Genomic DNA, 21,016 nt, shown 5'->3' with positions numbered 1-21,016 from the left:
GTCCTCAGCCCTTCATCACAGAGACGTCGTCCACGGCGATGTCGCCGCGGTTACGGAAGAAGGTGACCAGGATGGCCAGGCCGACGGCGGCCTCGGCCGCGGCCACGGTCAGGACGAACATGGCGAAGATCTGCCCCGTGACGTTGTGCAGATAGACCGAGAAGGCCACCAGGTTGATGTTCACGGCCAGCAGGATCAGCTCGATCGACATCAGGATGACGATGATGTTCTTGCGGTTCACGAAGATCCCGAACACCCCGATGGTGAACAGGATCGCGGCGACCGCCAGGTAATGGGCGAGCCCGATGCTCATTCGTCGATCCCCGCGCCGGGTTTGATGGAAATGACCCGCATGCCGGTCTTCGGCTCGCGCGCCACCTGGTCGGCGATCACCTGCCGGCGGACGCCGGGCTTATGGCGCAGGGTCAGCACGATGGCGCCGATCATGGCCACCAGCAGAACCATCCCCGCCGCCTGGAAGAAGTAGACATAGTCGGTGTAGAGCACCCGCCCGATGGTCTCGGCGTTGGAGATGTCCACGCCCGAGGCGGCCGGGGTGTCGTTCAGCCGCGCGGCCCCGCCCGTGGAGACGGCGGTGGAGACCAGGATCATCTCGAAGGCCAGGATGCCGGCGACCCCCGCGCCCAGCGGCATGTAGCGGGCGAAGCCCTGCCGCAGGGCGGTGAAGTCGACGTCGAGCATCATGACGACGAAGAGGAACAGCACCGCGACGGCGCCGACATAGACGACCACCAGAAGCATGGCCAGGAACTCGGCCCCGAGGAGCACGAAGAGCCCCGCGGCGGAGAAGAACGTCAAGATCAGGAACAGGACCGAGTGCACGGGACTGCGGGCCGAGACCACGCAGAGCCCGGCGACCAAGGTCACCGCCGCCAGCAAGTAGAATGCGATCGCCTGAACGGCCATAACGGCTTGTCTCAGCCCCTCAATTTCAGTGACCGGCGCCTGACGGCGACGCGGTGATTAGCTTTCGGAATCGCGCCCGGGTCTTACCGGTAGGGCGCGTCCAGTTCCAGATTCTTCGCGATCTGCCGCTCCCAACGGTCCCCGTTATCGAGCAGGCGTTCCTTGTCGTAATAGAGCTCTTCGCGGGTCTCCACGGCGAACTCGATGTTGGGGCCCTCGACGATGGCGTCCACCGGGCAGGCCTCCTGGCACAGGCCGCAATAGATGCACTTCACCATGTCGATGTCGTAGCGGGTGGTGCGGCGGCTGCCGTCGGCGCGGGGTTCGGCCTCGATGGTGATGGCCTGGGCCGGGCAGATGGCCTCGCAGAGCTTGCAGGCGATGCAGCGCTCTTCGCCGTTGGGATAGCGGCGCAGGGCGTGCTCGCCACGGAAGCGCGGCGACTGGGGCCCGCGCTCATAGGGATAGAGCACGGTGGCCTTGGGGCGGACCATGTACTTCATGGCCATCCCGAAGGCGCCGACGAAGTCCATCAGCGCCGCGCCTTTCACGGCCTGGGTGATACGCTGCATCATCTTGGCGTCACTTTCGTTTGCAGACGTAGGCGGTGATCGACTGAGGATCGCCTTCCTTCGTCAGCTTCAGTTCGCCGCCCTTGGCCAGGCACGCGTCGCGCGCCGTCTTCAGGGCGTCGTAGCTCGCCACCCCGCCATCGGGCGTGACGCCGCTGGCGCAGGCGGCGCAGAGCATCAGGCTGGCGATGGCGAAGAGGATCCTCATGCGGCGACGGGTCCGAACACGCGCCAGGCCGCCACCAGGACCACGGCGACGAGGGAGGTCGGCAGGAAGACCTTCCACCCCAGGCGCATCAGCTGGTCGTAGCGGTAGCGGGGCACGATGGCCTTGGCCATGGCGATCAGGAAGAAGAAGAAGCAGGTCTTCAGGAAGAACCACATCAGGCCGTAGAAGCCCTGCGCCAGGTCGCCCCACTGGTGGACGAAGGCGAAGTCGATGGGCGCCTGCCAGCCGCCGAAGAACAGCAGCGAGATCAGCGAACACATCAGCACGATGTTCACCAGCTCGCCGATCATGAAGAGCAGGAACGGGCTGGAGGAATATTCCACCTGATAGCCGGCCACGAGCTCGGACTCGGCCTCGGGCAGGTCGAAGGGGGGGCGGTTGGTCTCGGCCAGGGCCGAGATGAAGAAGATCACCGACATGGCGAACATCACGATGGTGATGGGCCAGTTGTGCAGGCCGCCGCCCAGGAAGTTCCAGTTCCAGAAGCCGCCGGCCTGCTTCTCGACGATGGTCATCAGGTTCATGCTGCCGCTCAGCAGGATGACGGTGATGATCACGAAGCCGATGGAGACCTCGTAGCTGACCATCTGGGCCGCCGAACGCAGGCTGCCCAGGAAGGGGTACTTCGAGTTCGAAGCCCAGCCGCCCATGATGATGCCGTAGACGCCCAGCGAGCTGATGGCGAAGAGGTAGAGCACGCCGACATTGATGTTGGAGATCACCCAGCCCGGCGCGAAGGGGATCACCGCCCAGCCCACCAGGGACAGGAGGAAGGTCAGGACTGGCGCCAGCAGGAAGACCGCCTTGTCGGCGCCGTCGGGGATGACGAGCTCCTTCAGCACGAACTTGATCAGGTCGGCGAAGGATTGCAGCAGGCCGAAGGGGCCCACCACGTTGGGGCCCTTGCGCATCTGGACGCCCGCCCAGATCTTGCGGTCGGCCAGCATGAAGAAGGCCAGGCAGACCAGCAGGGGCAGGATCACCAGCATGATCTTGCCGACGGTGATCAGGGTCCAGCCGAGCTGGGTGGCCCAGAAATTGATGGTCGGATCCATCCCCTACTCCGCCGCGATCTTGGAGGCGCCGGCCGCCACGGCCGCGCACTCGGCCATCGTCACGCTGGCGCGGGCGATGGGGTTGGTGAGGTGGAAGGCGCGCACCGCGCTGGTGAGCGGCGCGTCCGTGGCCGATCCGGCCGCCGGGATGCCCGACAGGTCGATGGCCGCGGCCGCCGCGCCCGGCGCGTAGTCGATCCGTCCGAAGGTCGGATGGTCGGCGAACAGCTTGGCGCGCAGCTGGGCCAGCGTATCGTAGGGCAAGGTGGCGCCCAGGCGATCCGACAGGGCCCGCAGGATGGACCAGTCCTCGCGGCCCTCGCCCTTGGGGAACACCGCGCGCTGGCCCATCTGGACCCGGCCCTCGGTGTTCACATAGAGGCCGTCCTTCTCCGTATAGGCCGCGCCCGGCAGGATCACGTCGGCCATGTGGGCGCCGGCGTCGCCGTGGGTGCCCATATAGACGGTGAAGGCGTCGCTGGCGGTGGCGTCGATCTCGTCGGCGCCCATCAGGAACAGCACGTCCAGGGCGCCGGGGGCGGCCATCTGGACGGCGGTCTTGCCGCCCTCGCCCGGGATGAAGCCCAGGTCCAGGCCACCGACGCGGCTGGCGGCGGTGTGCAGGACGTTCCAGGTCATGCCGAAGGCCTTGGCGACCTCCGCCGCGGCCTTGGCGATCGCCCCGCCGTCGGCGCGGCCGAGCGCGCCGGCGCCGAGGATGATGGCGGGGTTCTTGGCCGCCTTCAGGCGCTTGACGAACTCGCTCTTGGACTTGGCCAGGCCCGAAAGGCTGGCCGCGCCCGCGCCGAGATATTCGTAGCCGTAGGTCAGGTCGGCCTGGTCGCCGATGACGCCCACTTCCAGGGCGCCGGCGACCCAGCGCTTGCGGAACCGGGCGTTGAGCACCGGCGCCTCGAGGCGCGGATTGGTCCCGACCATCAGGATCATGTCGGCGTTCTCGACGCCGGCGATGGTGGAGTTGAACAGCCAGGTCTCACGCGCGCCGGAGCCCAGCGCCATGCCGTCCTGGCGGCAGTCGAGGTTCTTCACCCCCAGGGATCCGAAGAGGTCCTTGGCGGCCTTCATGGACTCCGCGTCCTGCAGGTCGCCGGCGATGACGCCGATGCGATCGGGGCTGGCGGCCTTCAGCTTGTCGGCGACGAGGCCCAGGGCCTCGGCCCAGGTGGCGGGCCGCAGGCGGCCGCCTTCACGGATATAGGGCTTGTCCAGGCGCTGGCGTGACAGGCCATCGACGGCGTAGCGGGTCTTGTCGCTGATCCACTCCTCGTTGATGTCCTCGTTCAGCCTGGGCAGGACGCGCAGGACCGCGGGGCCCCGGCTGTCGACGCGGATGGCGCAGCCGAGCGCGTCCATGACGTCGACGCTCTCGGTCTTCTTCAGCTCCCAGGGCCGGGCGTTGAAGGCGTAGGGCTTGGAGGTCAGCGCGCCGACGGGGCAGAGGTCGATGACGTTGGCCGACAGTTCGCTGGCCACGGCCTTGTCGAGATAGGTCGTGATTTCAACGTCTTCGCCGCGGGAGATGAGACCGATGTCCGGCACGCCGGCCACTTCGGTGATGAAGCGGACGCAGCGGGTGCACTGGATGCAGCGGGTCATGACCGTCTTGATCAACGGCCCCATGAACTTCTCTTCGACCGCGCGCTTGTTCTCGCCATAGCGGCTGTCGTCGCGGCCATAGCCCATGGCCTGGTCCTGCAGGTCGCACTCGCCGCCCTGGTCGCAGATCGGGCAATCCAGCGGGTGGTTGATGAGCAGGAACTCCATCACCCCTTCGCGGGCCTTCTTGACCATCGGCGAGTTGGTGATGATCTCCTGGCCGTCGGAGGCCGGCAGGGCGCAGGAGGCCTGCGGCTTGGGCGGGCCGGGCTTCACCTCGACCAGGCACATACGGCAGTTGCCGGCGATGCTCAGCCGCTCGTGATAGCAGAAGCGCGGGATCTCCTCCCCGGCAAGCTCCGCCACCTGCAGAACCGTCATGCCGGGTTCGAACTCGACCTCGACGCCGTTGACCTTGGCTTTAGGCATCTTTCAGCTCACTCCGCCGCGTGCAGGGCGTGGCCCTGAACATGCGGCTTGCCCGTGCGATAACTGGTGATCCGCTCTTCGACCTCGTGGCGGAAGTTGCGGAACAGACCCTGGATGGGCCAGGCCGCGGCGTCGCCGAGGCCGCAGATGGTATGGCCCTCGACCTGGGAGGCGACGTCGAGCAGCAGGTCGATCTCGCGCATCTCGGCCTCGCCGGTGACCATCCGCTCCATCACCCGCCACATCCAGCCGGTGCCCTCGCGGCACGGCGTGCACTGGCCGCAGCTCTCGTGCTTGAAGAAGCGCGACACCCGGGCGATCACGCGGATCAGGTCGGTGTCCTCGTCGAAGAGGATCATGGTGGCGGTGCCCAGGCGCGACTGCACGCGGGGCAGGTCGTCGAAGTCCATCAGGACCGTCTCGGCCTGTTCGCGGGTGATCATCGGCATGGAGACCCCGCCGGGGATCACCGCCTTGAGCTTGCCCCAGCCGCCGCGCACGCCGCCGAAGTGCTCTTCGATCAGCTGGCGCATGGGGATGGACATCGCCTCCTCCACCACGCTGGGCTTGTTCACGTGGCCCGAGGCCGCCATCAGCTTGGTGCCGGCGTTCTTCGGACGTCCGAAGCCCGCGAACCAGCCTGCGCCGCGGCGCAGGATGGTGCCGACGACGGCGATGGACTCGACGTTGTTGATGGTGGTCGGGCAGCCATAGATGCCCGCGCCGGCCGGGAACGGCGGCTTCAGGCGCGGCTGGCCCTTCTTGCCCTCCAGGCTCTCCATCAGGGCGGTCTCGTCGCCGCAGATATAGGCCCCGCCGCCATGGGTGACGTGGAGGTCGAAGTCCCAGCCGTTGACGTTGTTCTTGCCGATCAGCTTGGCCGCGTAGGCCTGCTTGATCGCCGCCTCCAGGCGCTCGCGCTCGGCCACGTACTCGCCGCGGATGTAGATGTAGGCGGTGTGGGCGCGGATCGCGTAGCTGGCGATCATGCAGCCCTCGATCAGCAGGTGCGGATCGTTGCGGATGATCTCGCGGTCCTTGCAGGCGCCGGGCTCGGACTCGTCGGCGTTGACCACCAGGTAGTGGGGCCGCTCGCTGAGCTGCTGCGGCATCAGGGTCCACTTGAAACCGGTGACGAACCCGCCGCCGCCCCGGCCCCGCAGGCCGGATTCGCGGATCTGCTCGCAGACCCATTCGTGGCTCTGTTCCAGCATCTCGCGCGTCGCGTTCCAGCAGCCGCGCGCCTTCGCACCTTCCAGGCCCCAGTCTTGGAGCCCGTAGATGTTGGTGAAGATGCGGTCCTTGTCTTCCAGGATGCCGACCAAGACCCCCTACACTCCCTTTTTCGCGGACCTGAAGCCCGCGATGAACCAGATCTGCGCGCCGAACCCGATCAGGAGCGCGACGGCGAAGACGTACAGCAGCCAGGTCTGGCTGAATCGAAAGGCGCAGACGATCGAGGCGATGGCCACGAAGACGCTGGCCGCGGAGACCGCGACCATGATCGTGAACCGGCGCTTGGCGATCTCCACCTCGGTCATGCGACGGGCGCCTTGGCCTTACCCTTGGGGGCGGCGTTCGGCAGCTTCTTGATCGGCTTGGCGGCCGACCCGTCATAGAGCTTGGCATCGTTGAGGGTGGTGTTGCCGCCCAGGACGGCGCTGCCCTGGCGGCCGATCTCCGACCCCGGAGGCGGCGTGCGCCCGGCGGCGAACTCGTCCAGCAGCTTCTCGAAGCCCTCGACGGTCAGGTCTTCGTAGTAGCGGTCGTTGATGGCGGCCATCGGCGCGTTGGAGCAGGCCCCCAGGCACTCGACCTCCTGCCAGTAGAACTTGCCGTCCGCCGAGCGGTGGCTGTCGGGGCCGAAGCGCTTGCGGCAGACCTCCAGCAGGGCCTCGGAGCCCCGCGACTGGCAGGCCGTGGTGCCGCAGACCTGGACGATGGCATGGGTGCCGACCGGCTCCAGCATGAACATCGTATAGAAGGTGGCGACCTCGTAGACACGGATGGTGGCCATCTTCAGCAGCTCGGCGACGGCGCGGATGGCGGGTTCGGAGACCCAGCCCTCCTGCTTCTGCACCAGCCACAGGACCGGGATCACCGCCGACTGCTGGCGGCCGTCCGGATATTTCGAGATCCACCACTGGGCCTGCTTCATCGTCTCCGCGGAGAAGGCGAAGCTGGCGGGCTGGTTGGGGGAAAGGCGTCGAACGCTCACGGTCTGAGCCTCACTTCACGAAATCGATGCGGGCGATCTTGGCGTCCGCGATGGTGTAGATGGCCGCGACCTCGAACTGGTCGCCGCCGGGCTTGCGGATGACCAGCTCGTGGTCGATCACCGTATTGCCGATCGTCATGCGGCCCAGCAGCTCGACCTTGTTCTCCGGGAAGTCGGCGAACACCTGGGCGTACTTGGCGCGGAAGGCGTCGATGCCCGAGATGGTCACCGCGCCATTGAGGTCGGCGACGATCAGGTCGTCGGTGAAGAAGGAGCAATAGGCCTCGAGATCCTGGGCGTTGTAGGCGTCCAGCTGGGCCTCGGCGACGTCGAAGGGCGTGATGCAGGCAGGCGCGCTCACCGGTCGACCTCCCCGAAGACGATGTCCAGCGACCCGATGATCGCCGAGACGTCGGCCAGCATGTGGCCCTTGGCCATCCAGTCCATGGCCGCCAGGTGCGGATAGCCCGGCGCGCGGATCTTGCAGCGATAGGGCTTGTTGGTCCCGTCGCTCACCAGGAAGACGCCGAACTCGCCCTTGGGCGCCTCGACGGCGGCGTAGACCTCGCCCTCGGGGGTGCGGAACCCCTCGGTGTAGAGCTTGAAGTGGTGGATCAGGGCTTCCATGGAGCGCTTCATCTCGCCCCGGCGCGGCGGCGCGAACTTGTTGTCCTCGGTCAGCACCGGACCCGGCGTTTTCCGAAGCCGTTCAACGCATTGGCGGATGATCTTGATGGACTCCCGCATTTCCTGCATGCGGCAGAGATAGCGGTCGTAGCAGTCGCCGTTCAGGCCGAGCGGGATCTCGAAGTCCAGCTCGTCATAGCACTCGTAGGGCTGGTTGCGGCGCAGGTCCCAGGCGATGCCCGAGCCCCGCACCATGACCCCGGAGAAGCCCCAGTCGATGGCCTCCTGGCGGGTCACCACGCCGATATTGACGTTGCGCTGCTTGAAGATGCGGTTGCCGGTGATCAGCTTGTCGATGTCGCTGAGCGGGCGGGCGAAGGCCACGGCCCAGTCGTCGATGTCGTTGATCAGGTCCTCGGGCAGGTCCTGGTGGACGCCGCCGGGGCGGAAGTAGTTGGCGTGCAGCCGCGCGCCGCAGGCCCGCTCATAGAAGACCATCAGCTTCTCGCGCTCCTCGAAGCCCCACAGGGGCGGGGTGAGCGCGCCGACGTCCATGGCCTGGGTCGTGACGTTGAGCAGGTGGTTCAGGACGCGGCCGATTTCCGAGTACATGACCCGGATCAGGCTGCCGCGCATCGGAACCTCCAGGCCCAGCAGCTTCTCGATGGCCAGGCAGAAGGCGTGTTCCTGGTTCATCGGCGCCACGTAGTCGAGGCGGTCGAAGTACGGGATGTTCTGGAGGTAGGTGCGGTACTCCATCAGCTTCTCGGTGCCGCGATGCAGCAGGCCGATGTGCGGGTCGACCCGCTCCACGACCTCGCCGTCCAGCTCCAGGACCAGGCGCAGAACGCCGTGGGCCGCGGGGTGCTGCGGGCCGAAGTTGATGTTGAACTTGCGGACCGGGGTCTCGTTTTCCGAGAGCGGCTTCAGGGAGGCGTCGTCCGCCATCACTTGGCCTCCACTTTTTCGTCGCCGGGCAGGATGTAATCGGCCCCTTCCCAGGGCGAGAGGAAGTCCCAGTTGCGGTACTCGACGGACTTCACCGGCTCGTAGACCACGCGCTTGAGCTCGTCGTCGTAACGCAGCTCGACATAGCCGGTCATCGGGAAGTCCTTGCGCAGCGGATGCCCGTGGAAGCCGTAGTCGGTGAGGATGCGGCGCAGGTCCGGGTGGCCCTCGAAGAAGATCCCGTACATGTCGAAGGCCTCGCGCTCGTACCAGTCGGCGCAGGGGAAGACCCCCGTGGCGGTGGGGACGGCGGTGTCCTCGTCGGTCTGGACCTTCAGGCGGACGCGCTGGTTCTTGGTCATCGACAGCAGGTGGTAGACCACGTCGAAGCGCAGCGGGCGCTCCGGATAGTCGACGCCGCACAGGTCGATCAGCTGGGCGAAGCCGAACTTGTCGCGCAGCAGGGTCAGGGCCTGGGTCACGCGGCCGGCCGGGGCCGTCAGGGTCAGCTCGTCAAAGGCGACGGCGTAGCCGGCCAAGGCGCCGGCGCTGTCGGCGACCGCTTGCTGGCCGAGGGTCTCGAGGGTTTGGGTCGTGACGGGCCAGCTCATCTCTCGATGGTCCCCGTGCGGCGGATCTTCTTCTGCAGCTGCAGCACGCCATAGACCAGGGCCTCGGCGGTGGGCGGGCAGCCGGGAACGTAGATGTCCACCGGAACGATCCGGTCGCAGCCGCGCACCACGGAGTAGCTGAAATAGTAGTAGCCGCCGCCATTGGCGCAGGAGCCCATGGAGATGACGTAGCGGGGCTCCGGCATCTGGTCGTAGACCTTGCGCAGGGCCGGGGCCATCTTGTTGCACAGGGTGCCGGCGACGATCATCACGTCGGACTGACGCGGGCTGGCGCGCGGGGCGAAGCCGTAGCGCTCCAGGTCGTAGCGCGGCATCGAGGCGTGCATCATCTCGACGGCGCAGCAGGCCAGGCCGAAGGTCATCCACATCAGCGAGCCGGTGCGCGCCCAGGTGATCAGGTCGTCGGCGGCGGCCGTGATGAAGCCCTTGTCGGCGAGCTCGGTGGAGACGCCGTCGAAGAAGGGGTCGTGAAGCTTGGGATTATAGCCCTCGACGGTCGAGCGACCGGCCGAAAGCGCAGGCGCGGAGCCCGAGGGGACGATCACTCCCATTCCAGGGCGCCCTTCTTCCATTCGTAGATGAAGCCGACGGTCAGCACGCCCAGGAAGGTCATCATCGACCAGAAGGAGAACTGGCCCAGCTCCTGCGGCAGTTTCATGAGCGAGACCGCCCACGGGAACAGGAAGGCCACTTCCAGGTCGAAGATGATGAAGAGGATCGAGACCAGGTAGAACCTGACGTCGAACTTCATTCGCGCATCATCGAAGGCGTTGAAGCCGCACTCGTAGGACGAGAGCTTTTCGGGGTCCGGCGCCGTGGGGGCGAGAACCGCCGAGGCGAGGATGAAGACGACCCCCAGGGCCGCCGCGATCCCAAGGAAGATCACGATGGGGAGGTACTGAAGAAGGAACGCGTTCATGGAATCCTCGAAGGAGTCGCGCCCTTCTAGACCACGAATGGAACCGTTTCAAACGGCGCGGTGACGCTGATGTCGCACCTGCGAAAAAGACTCGCGTTCGGCCTGCGAACGCCTCGCAGGAAGCCGCGCGGCCCACATCTATTCACAGGCCCTTGTGCGACGAAATCAACTCGCCCGTTGACACGATTCCGGTCGCAACCTATCAGACGCCCCTCGCGGGCCCACATGGCCCACATGCGGATGTAGCTCAGTTGGTTAGAGCGCCGGCCTGTCACGCCGGAGGTCGCGGGTTCGAGTCCCGTCATTCGCGCCACTTTCCCCAGACATCGCTGGTTTGACGCGCTCAGGGCGCTGGCGCGGCCGTGCGCCCTCCCCCGCCCAGGCGAGGAAGGGCGGCGACAGGTCAGTCGGTGGTGTCGTCGGTTTCGGCGGTCGGGCCGTTCTTCTTCATCGACTCGATGGCGTTCTTGGCCGAGGCCTTGGAGGAATAGCCCTCGGTGGTGAACATCACCTCGCCATTGGGGGCCTTGAACTTCACGCGGAACTCGCCCGCCTTGTCCTTCGAGATCTCGAACTTGTAGGCCATCTCGTTGCTCCGTCTGTCTCTTAGCCCCCGGCCATCCGAGGTTAGACCTGAGTCGCGCCCCTCGCCACTCAGGCCTGGAACGAGCCCCGCGCGTCGGAGAGCGTGCCCTGGTGCACGGCCTCGGCGATCCGCTCGGCCCGTTTGAGCGGGTCGGTCATGTTGGTGGCCTTGCGGGCGAGGACATAGGCCGCGATCAGCCGGGCCTCGTCGGCGCTGGTCCAGGAGGTGGGGTCGTGGGCGCCCAGCTTGGCGATGGCCGCCTGCAGGGTCCCGGGCACGTGGCCGGGGCGGTTGACGTGCTCGTCCAGCACCAGGGCCACCCCCTGCTCCGAGGTCAGCCAGCGGCGGACCGGGACGCCGGCGGCCTTGGCGTCCAGGAAGCGCGCCATGCGGCTGGCGGCGAAGCTGAGCTCGCAGGCGCGCATGTCGTGGTGGTGGCCGGCCCGCCAGAATCGATAGGCCCAGGCCGCGCCCCGCAGCTGGACCTTCCGCGCCGCGGTGTTGAGCACCACTCCCTTCAGCACCAGATGGCCGGTCGTGGCGCTCGGACCCGAGACCTGCACGTCCAGGCCATAGCGGCCGAAGCAGTCCTGAAAGGCGGCCGGCGCGGTGGCCTTCAGCCGCGCCAGGAGCGCCGGCAACTCGCCGGCGTCGCCGGCCGGGCCGCAGGTCCATTGGAAGAGGCCAAAGGACATGTAGCTGTTGTCATAGGAGTTGATGGCCTCCAGCAGGCCCTCATTGGCCGAGATGGCGCGCACGACGCGGACCGCCGAAGGCGCGAGGTCCGCCGGCGGCGGATTGCCCGCCAGCCATGCCGCCAGGGAGGTCCGCCCGATGGTGTAGAAGCCGCCCTTGCTGACCGAGGCGAAGGCGCGGCCGTCCGGGGTGATGGCCTTGCCGCCCACCACGGTGACCGGATGGGCCGGATCGTCGGGCATGGGCGGGGCGGCGGGCGCCGGGGCGGCCGGGCTGGGCGCCGCCACGCTCTGGCTGAGATACTGGCTGGCCACCCAGCCGGTGCGCACCGGGGTCTTCAGGGTGGTGACCCGCGTCCAGCCGGCCTTGGACTCCAACATCTCCACGCCGTCGCCCTGAGCGAGCCCGCCCACCAGGGCGCCGCCGGGGGCGTCCCGCAGATTGAGGCTCTTCACCGCCACCACGCCCGCCGTCATCGCCCTGCTCCCTCGCGGCTCAACACATAGTTGAACAGCGGGCCGGCGCGCCTGGCAATGGCCTAGCTTGGCGCGCGCAGGACCTTCAGCGCCTCGCCCCAGCGGGCCAGCTCGGTGAGCATGGCCACGGCGGCCTTGTCCTGCAGCTCCGGCGGCTTGAAGCCGTCCTCGCCGAGGTGTTGGTTGAACATCGGCAGGGCCACCCCCTCGGGGATCGGCATGACCTTCACGCTGGTGAGCAGCAGCTTCTCCATCTGCACCGAGCGCAGGCCGCCGGAGGCGCCGCCATAGCTGACGAAGGCGGCCGGCTTATAGGCCCACTCGTGGACCAGGTAGTTCACCGCATTGGTGAAGGAGGGCGGCGGCCCGTAATTGTACTCCGGCGTCACGAAGACGAATGCGTCGGCGGCCGCGACGCTGGCGCTCCAGGCCTTGGTATGGTCGTGGGCGTAGTCCCTCAGCCGCGGATGCTTGGGCTCGTCGAAGACCGGCAGGTTGAAGTCGGCCAGATCCACCAGCACCGCCGCGAACCCCGCATGGGCCTGGGCGATGGCGTCGAACCAGGCGGCGACCTTGGGCCCCAGCCGTGTGGGACGGGTGCTGCAGATGATGGTGTGAAGCTTGAGCGGCATGGGACCTCCCGGGGAACGGATGTGTCCCCGGGTATAGGCCCCGCGCGCCCTACCCCGCCATCTCGCGTTCCTTGCTGAGGACGAAGTCGTCGGGATTGGGCGCCAGGGTGGCGCGCCAGTAGTCCACCAGGGCGAAGGGCCAGTTCTGGCTGACCCGGCCCTTCTCGTTCTTGTACCAGCTGGTGACCTGAGGCGCCCCCCAGGCCATCAGCCGGTTGCCCTCGTCGACCCGGATATTGAAGGCGTCATGCACCTCTGGCTTGGGCTCCAGGGCCTTCGCCCCGGTCTCCGCCAGCAGCTTCAGGCAGCCGAGGATGTAGCGGACGCTGCACTCGGAGAAGAAGATGATCGAACCATTGACGACGATATTGGTGTTGGGCCCGTAGATCATGAAGAGGTTGGGGAAACCGGGCGTGGTCATGCCCAGATAGGCGCGCGCGTCGCCGTCCCAGGTGGCGTGCAGGTCGGCCCCGCCCCGGCCCTTGATCTTCATCGGATGCAGGAAGCGGCTGGCGTAGAAGCCGGTGCCGTAGATGATCACGTCGAACTCGCGGGACGTCCCGTCGGCGGTGACGATGCCGGTCTCGGTGATCTCGCTGATCGCGTCGGTGACCAGCTCGACATTGGGGCGCTTCAGCGCCTCGATCCAGACGCCGTTGTCCAGCAGGGCGCGCTTGCCGCCGACCGGATAGTTGGGGATCACCTTCTCGGCCAGGTCGGGCCGGTCGGCCGCCTGCATCCGCAGGGCCTCGGCCACCATGGCGCGGAACATGGCGTTGGCCTCGCTGACCGAGCCGGGGTCGCCCTTCCAGTCGGGGTCGGCGCGGACGCCGGCCAGCAGGCCGTCGGTGACCATCCAGAACAGGAAGAACCGGTACCACTTGTCGTAGGTGGGGATGTGCTCCAGCAGCCAGTTCATCCCGGCCGGCACGTCCTCGTGATAGTGCGGGGTCGGGAAGCACCAGGGCGGGGTGCGCTGGAAGACCGTCAGGCTGGCCACCTTGCCGGCGATCTCCGGCACGAACTGGAAGGCGCTGGCGCCGGTGCCGATCACCGCCACCCGCTTGCCGGTCAGGTCCACGTCGTGACGCCACTGGGCGGAGTGGAAGGCCGGTCCCTTGAAGCGCTCGCGGCCCTTCACCTCGGGCAGGCGCGGGCGGTTGAGCTGACCCACGGCGGTGATGACCGCGTTGGCCTCCACCTGCTCGGTCCCCTTGGCGGTCTTCAGGGTCACCTTCCAGACCGCGCGGGTCTCGTCCCAGACCATCTGCTCGACGCTGGTCTCGAAGCGGATTTTCTTGCGCAGGTCGTAGCGGTCGGCGACGCCGCGGAAATAGTCGAGCAGGACCGGCTGGGTGGAGAAATGCTGGGGCCAGTTGTGGTTGGGCTCGAAGGAGTAGGAATAGATGTGGTTGGAGCTGTCCACCCGGCAGCCGGGATAGGTGTTCTCCAGCCAGGTGCCGCCGACGTCGGCGTTCTTCTCGACGATCTCGAAGTCGATCCCGGCCTGGGTCAGGCGGATCCCGGTGAGCAGGCCCGACATGCCGGCCCCGATCACCAGGACGTGCATGCGCCGGGCGGCGTCCTTCAGGACCGGAGTGACCCACTGCGGGTCCTTGCTGGACTGGCCGCCGATGGCCAGCTCGTCATTGAGGAAGTCGGCATAGTCCTCGGGGATGTCGGCCCCGGCCACGAAGCTCATCATCTGGCGCAGGGCGTCGGGATCGGGGGTGATCGGCGCGGGCGAGCCCTTGGCCACCCAGTCGAGGATCGCCGCCTTGGCCAGGCCGCGGAACCTGGCCTGCTCGGCCTCGGGCACCCCGGTGTCGCCGCGGGAGAGCGGGGTGTAGGTCGGGGTCCACTCCTTCCGCAGCCAGCCGATGTCGCCGGTGAGCTGCATCAGGGCGGCGGCCAGGGCCGGCTGATGCGCGGCCTCCAGCGCCTGATCGAGACCACCCAGATCGAGCTTCGCCATCGTGTCCTGCCCTGACTTTGTCGTTGTTCTTGCGGGCAGAATACGCCTCTTGGCGTGGCGCGAAAGGGCGCCCCGACGTCACCCCCCGGCGCCTTGCGCGGCGGCGATGCGGGCGGCCAGGGCCGGCGGGAGCGCCATGCCGGACGCCGCCAGATTCTCCTCCAGATGCGCCCGCCGGGTCGTGCCGAACACCGCGCTGGCGACGCCGGGATGGGCCAGGACATAGGCCAGCGCCGCCTGGGGACCGGTCATGTCGGGCTGCTGGTGCAGGAAGCCGAACCGCCGGCCGGCGAGCACCTCGGCCCGGTGGTTCCTGGCGGCCCGTAGGGCGTACCAGAGGTCGCGCGGCGCGCGCAGCTTCAGGACCTGGCCGCCGGTGTGGCCCATGGCGAGCGGCATGCCCGCCAGCACCCCCTTCCCCGCCGCGGCGGCCCGCGCGATCAGCGGGGCCCGCTCCGGGCGCAGGACATTGTAGTCCACCATCACCACGTCGAACTCCGGCAGGCCGATCACATGGTCGATGACCTCGGGATCGAAGCTGTTGACCCCCAGGGCCCGGATCAGGCCGCGGCGCTTCAGGCCCTGCAGGAGCGCCCGCAGGTCGTCGCTCAGCTCGGCGACCGCGGGGCCGTGCAGCTGCAGCAGCGGCAGCGTCTCCAGGCCGAGGTTCTCCAGGCTCCGCAGGACGCTGGCCTCCACCGCCGCCGGCGACATGTCGCGCACCACCCGACGGCCGTCATGCCGGGTGCCGGCCTTGGTGGCGATCACCAGCCCCGTCAGGTCCCGGCCCCGCAGGGCGCGGCCCAGGCGCGGCTCGGCGTTCCCGCCGGAATAGCTGGCGCCGGTGTCGAGGAAGGTGACGCCGCGGTCGAGGGCCGCGTGGACCAGGGCGATCGCCTCGCCCTCGTCGAAGGCCCTCTGCCCCCACCAGCTGGCGCAGCCGAGGCCGATCTCCGACACCGTCAGGCCGGTGGCGCCGAGGGGGCGATAGAGCATGCTCAGAACGCCGCCGTCACGCGGCGCACCTGATCGCGCAGCCAGGCGTGGGCGGGGTTCTTGTCGTGACGCCTGTGCCAGTACATCTGGATCTCCGGGACCTGCACATCCACCGGGGCCTCGAAGATGTCCAGGCCCAGGGTCGGCGCCACGGCTTGGGCGAACTGCGCCGGAAGGGCGGCGATCAGGCGGGGACTCTGCGCCACCGCCAAGGCGACGGCGGAGAAATGCGGCAGGGCCAGGACCACCTGCCGCGCGCGGCCGACCTCGGCCAGGGCGTCGTCCACATGGCCCGAGATGCTGCCGTCCACCGAGCGCAGGGCCTGCGGCAGGTCGCAGAACAGATCAAGCGGCAGGACCTGACCCGGCCTGACCCCGGCCGCGGCGATGTCCTCCCGGCCGCGGGCGGCGATGATCGCAAAGGGGGAGCGGAACAGCATCTCCCCGGCGATCCACTCCGAGGCGTGGCCGGGGCGCTCGATGGCCAGGTCTATGGCGTCGTCCTGGAACAGGCGCTCCACCTCGCCCCAGGCGGTGTCCACCAGCCGCAGGCGAACCCCGGGCGCCTGGGCCGCCGTCAGGGCGAACAGGGGCGGCATCACCAGCATGGAGACGAAGTCGGCGCCCAGCAGGGTGAAGCTGCGCTGGGCGGCGGCCGGATCGAAGGCGCGGTCCCCCTGGAGGGCGCGCTCCAGGTCGGCCAGGGCGTCGCGGACGGTGGGAGCCAGGGCCTCGGCCCGCGGGGTCGGCGCCATCTCGGCGCCTCGCCGCACGAAGAGCTGATCGTCCAGCAGGGCGCGCAGCCGTCCGAGCGCGGCGCTCACCGCCGGTTGGGACAGGCCGATCTGTTCGCCGGCCCGCGTCACGCTGCGCTCCCGCATCAGGGCGTCGAAGGTCCGCAGGAGGTTGAGGTCGAAGGCCGCGAAATTCATTCAGCAAATGGCCCCCATAACATCGTTCCATTTCACGGCGCGGACTCCCGCGCGTAGTCACGCCCGGCCCGGCGCGAGCCCCCGCGCCCTACCAGGATGACGCCGAAATGTCCCATCTCACCGCCTCCCCGGGGCCCAGTCTCTGGTTCCTGAACAGCCGCGTCGAGGTCCGTCGCCCCTCGGCGGCCGGCCCCGACGGCCTGTCGATCCTCGAACATTTCATGGCCCAGGGCGACTCCCCGCCGACCCATGTCCACCGCGACGAGGACGAGATCTTCCACATCCTCGAGGGACGGGTGCGCTTCCGCGTCGGCGAGGTCGAACGGGTCGCCGGCCCCGGCGAGACCCTGGTGGGCCCGCGGGGCGCGCCCCACAGCTTCATCGTCGAGAGCCCCACCGCGCGGGTGATCACCATCTCCACCGGCGAGGGCTTCGAAGGCGCGGTGCGGGAAATCTCGCGGCCGGCGACGGCGCCGGGCCTGCCCGCGGCCGAGGCTCCCACCGCCGACATGGTGACCGCGCTGGCCGCCACCTTCGCCCGCCACGGCATCGACATCGTCGGACCCCCGCTGGGGGAATAGGCGGGACCTGTCCTGCGAAGTTCGCGGTTCTACCAAAGGCGCTTCTTTGCGAACGCGTGGCCAGAACCCTGCTTGAGGTACCGCTCGAACGCGATGGCCTTGGCCTCGTCAGAGAACGCCAGGTAGGTCGTGAGCCGCCAGGGTCTGTACTTGGACGTGTGTGGTGACTTGCCGGCGTTGTGTTCCTTGAAACGGCGCGCGAGGTCCGTCGTCGACCCGACGTACCGCTCACCGGCGTGGTCAATGCTTTCCAGCAGGTAGACGTAGCGCATCCAGCGGCCCGCAATGGATCAAGAACACTATCCGGATAGGGCCTGGCCCTGCCAAGCTTTCGCAGACGTCGCACTTCAGATTCGAAGGGCGGCCGTTGCTCGGTGGGAGTGGCCGTAGCCCTGCTACGCCAAGGCTTCGCAGGGCATCCTGCTTCGAATTCATGGTCAGGACCTGTCCTGCGAAGCTCGCTGAGCGAAGCAGGATGGTGGGCGGCGAGGGGTTCGAACCCCCGACCCCCTGGGTGTAAACCAGGTGCTCTGACCAGCTGAGCTAGCCGCCCTACGGAGCCGGGTTCTACCCCCGGTCCGGAAGCCCCGCCAAGGCCTCCATAGAAAAGGGGCGGCCGCCTCCCCGGCGACCGCCCCGTTCCAATTCTTGCTGGCTTGAGGCGCGCTTAGTTCAGCGCGCTCTTCAGGCCTTCGCCAACCCGGAAGCGCGCGGTCTTGGATGCGGGCCGCTTCACGGTTTCGCCGGTGCGCGGATTGCGCGCGGTGCCAGCCGCGCGGTTCACCGGCACGAAGCTGCCGAAACCGACGAGCCGGACTTCTTCACTGGCCTTCAGCGAGGCCGTGACGGAGTCGATGAAGGCTTCCAGCGCGTCTTTCGCCTGCGCCTTGTTGAGGCCCGCCTTTTCGGCGATCGCCGTGACGAGTTCGGCCTTGGTCATTTGGTGTCTCTCCCAGCCCGTTATAGGTCCGCGGACCCCCCGCGGTGTTCGCGAGGCTGCTTCGCGTGACGCGATTATGGCGGTCTCGCGTCAGGCGTCAAACGAAGGCGGCGCGGGAAGACCCCGCGCCGCCCAATTATTTGCAGTTAATCCGCGATTCTTTGCGGTTAACGTGACGTTCAGTGCGTCAAAACAGCCTCGGGATCGCCATCATCGACGGCGAGCGGCAGGGCCGGCGTCGCCGGTTCCTTCCACTCGATGGGCACCAAGGGCTTGGTCAGGGCGAGCGCCAGGACCTCGTCGACCATCTTCACGGGGATGATCTCGATGGCCGACTTCACGTTGTCGGGGATGTCGGCCAGGTCCTTCACGTTCTCCTGCGGGATCAGCACGGTCTTGACCCCGGAGCGCAGGGCCGCGAGCAGCTTCTCCTTCAGGCCGCCGATCGGCAGGACCCGGCCGCGCAGGGTGATCTCGCCAGTCATGGCGATGTCCTTGCGGATCGGGATGCCGGTCAGCACCGAGACCATGGCCACGGCCATGGCGACGCCGGCCGACGGACCGTCCTTGGGCGTGGCGCCCTCGGGCACGTGCACGTGCACGTCGGTCTTGTCGAACATCGGCGGTTCCAGGCCGAAGGCGGTCGCGCGGCTGCGGACATAGCTGGCCGCCGCCGTGATCGACTCCTTCATCACGTCCTTCAGGTTGCCCGTGATGGACATGCGGCCCTTGCCCGGCATCTTGATCGCTTCGATGGTCAGGATGTCGCCGCCGAAGTCGGTGTAGGCCAGGCCGGTGATGATGCCGACCTGATCCTCTTCGTCGGTCTCGCCGTGGTGGTACTTCTTGACCCCGGCGTACTTGGCCAGCCGCGCCTCGTCGATCGTGATCGAGGCGATCTTCTCACGACCCAGGTCGCGCACCGTCTTCCGCGCCAGGTTCCCCAGCTCCCGCTCCAGCGACCGCACGCCGGCTTCCCGGGTGTAGTAGCGGATCAGGTCGCGGATCGCCTCCTCGGGGACGATGAACTCCTGCGGCGTCAGCCCATGGTCCTTGGTCAGCTTGGGCAGCAGGTGCCGCTTGGCGATCTCCAGCTTCTCGTCCTCGGTGTAGCCGGGGATGCGGATGATCTCCATGCGGTCCAGCAGCGGCTGGGGCATGTTCAGGCTGTTGGCCGTGGTGACGAACATCACCGGCGACAGGTCGTAGTCCACCTCCAGGTAGTGGTCGGCGAAGGTGGAGTTCTGGGCCGGGTCGAGGACCTCGAGCAGGGCCGAGGACGGGTCGCCGCGATAGTCGGACCCCATCTTGTCGATCTCGTCGAGCAGGAAGAAGGCGTTGGTGGACTTGGCCTTCTTCATCGACTGGATGATCTTGCCCGGCATGGAGCCGATATAGGTCCGGCGGTGACCGCGGATCTCGGCCTCGTCACGGACGCCGCCCAGGGACACGCGCACGAACTCGCGGCCCGTGGCCTCGGCGATGGACTTGCCCAGCGAGGTCTTGCCCACGCCGGGCGGTCCCACCAGGCAGAGGATCGGGCCCTTGAGGGCGCCGGTCCGGGCCTGGACGGCCAGGTACTCCAGGATGCGTTCCTTGACCTTCTCCAGGCCGTAGTGGTCGTGCTCGAGCACCTCCTCGGCCTTGACCAGGTCGATCGGCTTGGTCTTGGCCTTGCCCCACGGAATGGACAGCAGCCAGTCGAGATAGTTCCGCACGACGGTGGATTCCGCCGACATCGGGCTCATGTTGCGCAGCTTCTTCAGCTCGGCGTCGGCCTTGGTGCGGGCCTCCTTGGAGAGCTTGGTCTTCTTGATGCGCTTCTCGAGCTCGATCAGCTCGTCGCGGCTGTCGTCCTGCTCGCCCAGCTCGCGCTGGATCGCCTTCATCTGCTCGTTGAGATAGTACTCGCGCTGGGTCTTCTCCATCTGGCGCTTCACGCGGTTACGGATCTTCTTTTCCGTCTGCATGACGCTGATCTCGCCCTCCATCAGGGCGTAGACCTTCTCCAGGCGCTTCACGACATTGAAGATCTCCAGCAGGTTCTGCTTCTCGGAGATCTTGACCGACAGGTGCGAGGCGATGCGGTCGGCCAGCTCGCCGGGCGAGTCGACCTGGGGCATGGAGGCCAGGGCCTCCGGGGGCACCTTCTTGTTGAGCTTCACATAGTTCTCGAACTGCTCGACGACCGCGCGCGACAGCGCCTCGGCTTCCGTCGAGGCCGCGCCGTCCTCGGAGATGAAGGCGACCTCGGCTTCGTAGAACTCGGCTTGATCGGTGAACTTGGAGATCCCGGCGCGCGCCTTGCCCTCCACCAGCACCTTCACGGTGCCGTCGGGCAGTTTCAGCAGCTGCAGGACCGAGGCCACGACGCCCACGTCATAGATGGCCTCGGGCGACGGGTCGTCGTCGTCCTTGTCCTTCTGGGTGGCCAGCAGGATCTGCTTGCCGGGCGCCTTCATGGCCTCCTCGAGGGCTCGGACGGACTTTTCGCGGCCCACGAAGAGCGGCACCGGCTGATGCGGGAAGACGACGATGTCCCGCAGCGGGAGGATGGGAAGAGTCTTGATCTCAGACATGTGCATCTACTCCTGGTGGGCCCCCTTCCAAAGCAGGGCCCGTCCCATATTCCGACCGGGTTCCCCCAGACGATGTGTCTGAGTCGGTCGGCCCGTCCGCCCAGCTTGGGCGAATTGTCGGCCATTTATGTGGACGCTTTGGCCCCCTCTACAAGCTGAGCCGGAGTGTCCGCGACAATGCGTCTGAAACTGGTGACGCCCGAGACACAGGAAATGGTGCGCCGCCGCCACAGGTGCAAGAGCTCGGCGCCCCATGTCGGGCGGCGGGCCAGGCCCTTCCCAAGCGACGCCCGCAGTCCCACTGTCGCCGAAAAGCAGCCGACGGGGGCCAGCACACCGCCGAGGTTCTGGCGGAGACCGGCTATTCGGCGGCGGATATCGAACGGCTGCGGGGTCTGGGCGCGGTGACCTGAAACGAAAACGACCGCGACGTTCCCGCCGCGGTCGCTT

General features: G+C 67.6%; 24 protein-coding genes and 2 tRNA genes. 2 read left to right on the top strand and 24 right to left on the bottom strand.

The window, feature by feature from the left end; all coding sequences use genetic code 11:
* Positions 1-4 precede the first annotated feature (4 nt).
* The 14 genes from nuoK to AC1RN5_RS07800 form a co-directional block, all read right to left on the bottom strand.
* A complete protein-coding gene (gene nuoK / locus AC1RN5_RS07865) occupies positions 5-313 on the bottom strand; it encodes an NADH-quinone oxidoreductase subunit NuoK (protein WP_304780140.1) in 309 nt (102 codons plus the stop codon).
* Positions 310-927 carry an NADH-quinone oxidoreductase subunit J gene (locus AC1RN5_RS07860; protein ID WP_493040661.1) on the bottom strand — a complete coding sequence of 206 codons (618 nt, stop codon included), beginning with the start codon at positions 925-927 and terminating at the stop codon, positions 310-312. The genes nuoK and AC1RN5_RS07860 overlap by 4 nt, the downstream gene beginning before the upstream one ends.
* Before the next feature lie 83 nt (positions 928-1,010).
* Positions 1,011-1,502, bottom strand: coding sequence for an NADH-quinone oxidoreductase subunit NuoI (gene nuoI / locus AC1RN5_RS07855; protein WP_493040660.1), 492 nt, complete (start codon positions 1,500-1,502; stop codon positions 1,011-1,013).
* A 7-nt stretch (positions 1,503-1,509) separates the two neighbouring features.
* Positions 1,510-1,707: a hypothetical protein gene (locus AC1RN5_RS07850; RefSeq protein ID WP_493040659.1), complete on the bottom strand. Its 198-nt coding sequence runs from the start codon at positions 1,705-1,707 to the stop codon at positions 1,510-1,512.
* On the bottom strand, positions 1,704-2,783 hold the full coding sequence (nuoH, locus tag AC1RN5_RS07845; protein WP_493040658.1) for an NADH-quinone oxidoreductase subunit NuoH: 1,080 nt from the start codon (positions 2,781-2,783) through the stop codon (positions 1,704-1,706). Before nuoH ends, AC1RN5_RS07850 begins: the two co-directional genes overlap by 4 nt.
* Positions 2,784-2,786: 3 nt before the next feature.
* Positions 2,787-4,829, bottom strand: coding sequence for an NADH-quinone oxidoreductase subunit NuoG (gene nuoG / locus AC1RN5_RS07840; RefSeq protein ID WP_493040657.1), 2,043 nt, complete (start codon positions 4,827-4,829; stop codon positions 2,787-2,789).
* Between the two features lie 8 nt (positions 4,830-4,837).
* On the bottom strand, positions 4,838-6,154 hold the full coding sequence (gene nuoF / locus AC1RN5_RS07835; RefSeq protein ID WP_493040656.1) for an NADH-quinone oxidoreductase subunit NuoF: 1,317 nt from the start codon (positions 6,152-6,154) through the stop codon (positions 4,838-4,840).
* Positions 6,155-6,160: 6 nt separating this feature from the next.
* Positions 6,161-6,370, bottom strand: a complete 210-nt coding sequence (locus AC1RN5_RS07830) for a hypothetical protein (RefSeq protein WP_304699879.1) — start codon at positions 6,368-6,370, stop codon at positions 6,161-6,163.
* Complete coding sequence (gene nuoE / locus AC1RN5_RS07825) at positions 6,367-7,047, bottom strand: NADH-quinone oxidoreductase subunit NuoE (protein ID WP_493040655.1); 681 nt, start codon at positions 7,045-7,047, stop codon at positions 6,367-6,369. The genes AC1RN5_RS07830 and nuoE overlap by 4 nt, the downstream gene beginning before the upstream one ends.
* Positions 7,048-7,057: 10 nt before the next feature.
* Positions 7,058-7,408 (bottom strand): nuclear transport factor 2 family protein, encoded by a 351-nt coding sequence (locus AC1RN5_RS07820; RefSeq protein WP_493040654.1) that lies wholly within the window; start codon positions 7,406-7,408, stop codon positions 7,058-7,060.
* The gene (locus AC1RN5_RS07815) at positions 7,405-8,622 is read right to left on the bottom strand and encodes an NADH-quinone oxidoreductase subunit D (protein WP_421931528.1); all 1,218 of its coding nucleotides are present in this window, start codon (positions 8,620-8,622) and stop codon (positions 7,405-7,407) included. Before AC1RN5_RS07815 ends, AC1RN5_RS07820 begins: the two co-directional genes overlap by 4 nt.
* Entirely contained in the window at positions 8,622-9,233 is a 612-nt protein-coding gene (locus AC1RN5_RS07810; protein WP_493040653.1) for an NADH-quinone oxidoreductase subunit C, read from the bottom strand. Before AC1RN5_RS07810 ends, AC1RN5_RS07815 begins: the two co-directional genes overlap by 1 nt.
* Positions 9,230-9,826 carry a NuoB/complex I 20 kDa subunit family protein gene (locus AC1RN5_RS07805; protein WP_421931530.1) on the bottom strand — a complete coding sequence of 199 codons (597 nt, stop codon included), beginning with the start codon at positions 9,824-9,826 and terminating at the stop codon, positions 9,230-9,232. The genes AC1RN5_RS07810 and AC1RN5_RS07805 overlap by 4 nt, the downstream gene beginning before the upstream one ends.
* The gene (locus tag AC1RN5_RS07800) at positions 9,796-10,173 is read right to left on the bottom strand and encodes an NADH-quinone oxidoreductase subunit A (RefSeq protein ID WP_421931531.1); all 378 of its coding nucleotides are present in this window, start codon (positions 10,171-10,173) and stop codon (positions 9,796-9,798) included. The genes AC1RN5_RS07805 and AC1RN5_RS07800 overlap by 31 nt, the downstream gene beginning before the upstream one ends.
* Before the next feature lie 236 nt (positions 10,174-10,409).
* Between AC1RN5_RS07800 and AC1RN5_RS07795 the strand changes: the two genes are divergently transcribed.
* Positions 10,410-10,486: transfer RNA gene (locus AC1RN5_RS07795), tRNA-Asp, on the top strand.
* Positions 10,487-10,576: 90 nt separating this feature from the next.
* Here AC1RN5_RS07795 and AC1RN5_RS07790 read toward each other — a convergent pair.
* From AC1RN5_RS07790 to AC1RN5_RS07765, 6 genes are all read right to left on the bottom strand, one after another.
* Positions 10,577-10,759, bottom strand: a complete 183-nt coding sequence (locus AC1RN5_RS07790) for a YegP family protein (protein ID WP_493040652.1) — start codon at positions 10,757-10,759, stop codon at positions 10,577-10,579.
* A 68-nt stretch (positions 10,760-10,827) separates the two neighbouring features.
* Positions 10,828-11,931, bottom strand: coding sequence for an SH3 domain-containing protein (locus AC1RN5_RS07785; RefSeq protein WP_493040651.1), 1,104 nt, complete (start codon positions 11,929-11,931; stop codon positions 10,828-10,830).
* Positions 11,932-11,993: 62 nt separating this feature from the next.
* Positions 11,994-12,563: an NADPH-dependent FMN reductase gene (locus tag AC1RN5_RS07780; RefSeq protein ID WP_493040650.1), complete on the bottom strand. Its 570-nt coding sequence runs from the start codon at positions 12,561-12,563 to the stop codon at positions 11,994-11,996.
* 49 nt (positions 12,564-12,612) lie between these two features.
* Positions 12,613-14,538, bottom strand: a complete 1,926-nt coding sequence (locus AC1RN5_RS07775) for an NAD(P)-binding domain-containing protein (protein WP_493040649.1) — start codon at positions 14,536-14,538, stop codon at positions 12,613-12,615.
* A 78-nt stretch (positions 14,539-14,616) separates the two neighbouring features.
* Entirely contained in the window at positions 14,617-15,534 is a 918-nt protein-coding gene (locus tag AC1RN5_RS07770) for an aldo/keto reductase (RefSeq protein ID WP_493040648.1), read from the bottom strand.
* A 2-nt stretch (positions 15,535-15,536) separates the two neighbouring features.
* Positions 15,537-16,466 (bottom strand): LysR family transcriptional regulator, encoded by a 930-nt coding sequence (locus AC1RN5_RS07765; protein ID WP_493040647.1) that lies wholly within the window; start codon positions 16,464-16,466, stop codon positions 15,537-15,539.
* Positions 16,467-16,573: 107 nt separating this feature from the next.
* Here AC1RN5_RS07765 and AC1RN5_RS07760 point away from each other — a divergent pair, with 107 nt between their 5' ends.
* Entirely contained in the window at positions 16,574-17,047 is a 474-nt protein-coding gene (locus tag AC1RN5_RS07760; protein ID WP_493040646.1) for a cupin domain-containing protein, read from the top strand.
* 29 nt (positions 17,048-17,076) lie between these two features.
* Here AC1RN5_RS07760 and AC1RN5_RS07755 read toward each other — a convergent pair whose 3' ends face one another.
* From AC1RN5_RS07755 to lon, 4 genes are all read right to left on the bottom strand, one after another.
* Positions 17,077-17,319 carry a GIY-YIG nuclease family protein gene (locus tag AC1RN5_RS07755; RefSeq protein ID WP_493040645.1) on the bottom strand — a complete coding sequence of 81 codons (243 nt, stop codon included), beginning with the start codon at positions 17,317-17,319 and terminating at the stop codon, positions 17,077-17,079.
* 204 nt (positions 17,320-17,523) lie between these two features.
* Positions 17,524-17,600 (bottom strand) — tRNA-Val (locus AC1RN5_RS07750).
* A 114-nt stretch (positions 17,601-17,714) separates the two neighbouring features.
* Positions 17,715-17,987: an HU family DNA-binding protein gene (locus AC1RN5_RS07745; RefSeq protein WP_304699891.1), complete on the bottom strand. Its 273-nt coding sequence runs from the start codon at positions 17,985-17,987 to the stop codon at positions 17,715-17,717.
* A 179-nt stretch (positions 17,988-18,166) separates the two neighbouring features.
* The gene (lon, locus tag AC1RN5_RS07740; protein ID WP_493040644.1) at positions 18,167-20,566 is read right to left on the bottom strand and encodes an endopeptidase La; all 2,400 of its coding nucleotides are present in this window, start codon (positions 20,564-20,566) and stop codon (positions 18,167-18,169) included.
* Positions 20,567-21,016 lie beyond the last annotated feature (450 nt).

The sequence above is a fragment of the Phenylobacterium sp. GW821-FHT12F10 genome, from assembly GCF_058806695.1.
The sequence above is the reverse complement of the archived record's forward strand: the minus strand, read 5'-3'. Positions and strand labels throughout refer to the sequence as shown.

What these genes read in the sequence shown, in the direction of transcription:
- nuoI (WP_493040660.1), bottom strand. Translation starts at nt 1,502, where the DNA reads ATGATGCAGCGTATCACCCAGGCCGTGAAAGGCGCGGCGCTGATGGAC.
- AC1RN5_RS07760 (WP_493040646.1), top strand. Translation starts at nt 16,574, where the DNA reads ATGTCCCATCTCACCGCCTCCCCGGGGCCCAGTCTCTGGTTCCTGAAC.
- AC1RN5_RS07785 (WP_493040651.1), bottom strand. Translation starts at nt 11,931, where the DNA reads ATGACGGCGGGCGTGGTGGCGGTGAAGAGCCTCAATCTGCGGGACGCC.
- AC1RN5_RS07810 (WP_493040653.1), bottom strand. Translation starts at nt 9,233, where the DNA reads ATGAGCTGGCCCGTCACGACCCAAACCCTCGAGACCCTCGGCCAGCAA.
- AC1RN5_RS07780 (WP_493040650.1), bottom strand. Translation starts at nt 12,563, where the DNA reads ATGCCGCTCAAGCTTCACACCATCATCTGCAGCACCCGTCCCACACGG.
- AC1RN5_RS07765 (WP_493040647.1), bottom strand. Translation starts at nt 16,466, where the DNA reads ATGAATTTCGCGGCCTTCGACCTCAACCTCCTGCGGACCTTCGACGCC.
- AC1RN5_RS07805 (WP_421931530.1), bottom strand. Translation starts at nt 9,826, where the DNA reads ATGGAAGAAGGGCGCCCTGGAATGGGAGTGATCGTCCCCTCGGGCTCC.
- AC1RN5_RS07800 (WP_421931531.1), bottom strand. Translation starts at nt 10,173, where the DNA reads ATGAACGCGTTCCTTCTTCAGTACCTCCCCATCGTGATCTTCCTTGGG.
- AC1RN5_RS07770 (WP_493040648.1), bottom strand. Translation starts at nt 15,534, where the DNA reads ATGCTCTATCGCCCCCTCGGCGCCACCGGCCTGACGGTGTCGGAGATC.
- AC1RN5_RS07830 (WP_304699879.1), bottom strand. Translation starts at nt 6,370, where the DNA reads ATGACCGAGGTGGAGATCGCCAAGCGCCGGTTCACGATCATGGTCGCG.
- AC1RN5_RS07860 (WP_493040661.1), bottom strand. Translation starts at nt 927, where the DNA reads ATGGCCGTTCAGGCGATCGCATTCTACTTGCTGGCGGCGGTGACCTTG.
- AC1RN5_RS07745 (WP_304699891.1), bottom strand. Translation starts at nt 17,987, where the DNA reads ATGACCAAGGCCGAACTCGTCACGGCGATCGCCGAAAAGGCGGGCCTC.
- AC1RN5_RS07850 (WP_493040659.1), bottom strand. Translation starts at nt 1,707, where the DNA reads ATGAGGATCCTCTTCGCCATCGCCAGCCTGATGCTCTGCGCCGCCTGC.
- AC1RN5_RS07815 (WP_421931528.1), bottom strand. Translation starts at nt 8,622, where the DNA reads ATGGCGGACGACGCCTCCCTGAAGCCGCTCTCGGAAAACGAGACCCCG.
- lon (WP_493040644.1), bottom strand. Translation starts at nt 20,566, where the DNA reads ATGTCTGAGATCAAGACTCTTCCCATCCTCCCGCTGCGGGACATCGTC.
- nuoG (WP_493040657.1), bottom strand. Translation starts at nt 4,829, where the DNA reads ATGCCTAAAGCCAAGGTCAACGGCGTCGAGGTCGAGTTCGAACCCGGC.
- AC1RN5_RS07790 (WP_493040652.1), bottom strand. Translation starts at nt 10,759, where the DNA reads ATGGCCTACAAGTTCGAGATCTCGAAGGACAAGGCGGGCGAGTTCCGC.
- nuoH (WP_493040658.1), bottom strand. Translation starts at nt 2,783, where the DNA reads ATGGATCCGACCATCAATTTCTGGGCCACCCAGCTCGGCTGGACCCTG.
- AC1RN5_RS07755 (WP_493040645.1), bottom strand. Translation starts at nt 17,319, where the DNA reads ATGCGCTACGTCTACCTGCTGGAAAGCATTGACCACGCCGGTGAGCGG.
- nuoK (WP_304780140.1), bottom strand. Translation starts at nt 313, where the DNA reads ATGAGCATCGGGCTCGCCCATTACCTGGCGGTCGCCGCGATCCTGTTC.
- AC1RN5_RS07775 (WP_493040649.1), bottom strand. Translation starts at nt 14,538, where the DNA reads ATGGCGAAGCTCGATCTGGGTGGTCTCGATCAGGCGCTGGAGGCCGCG.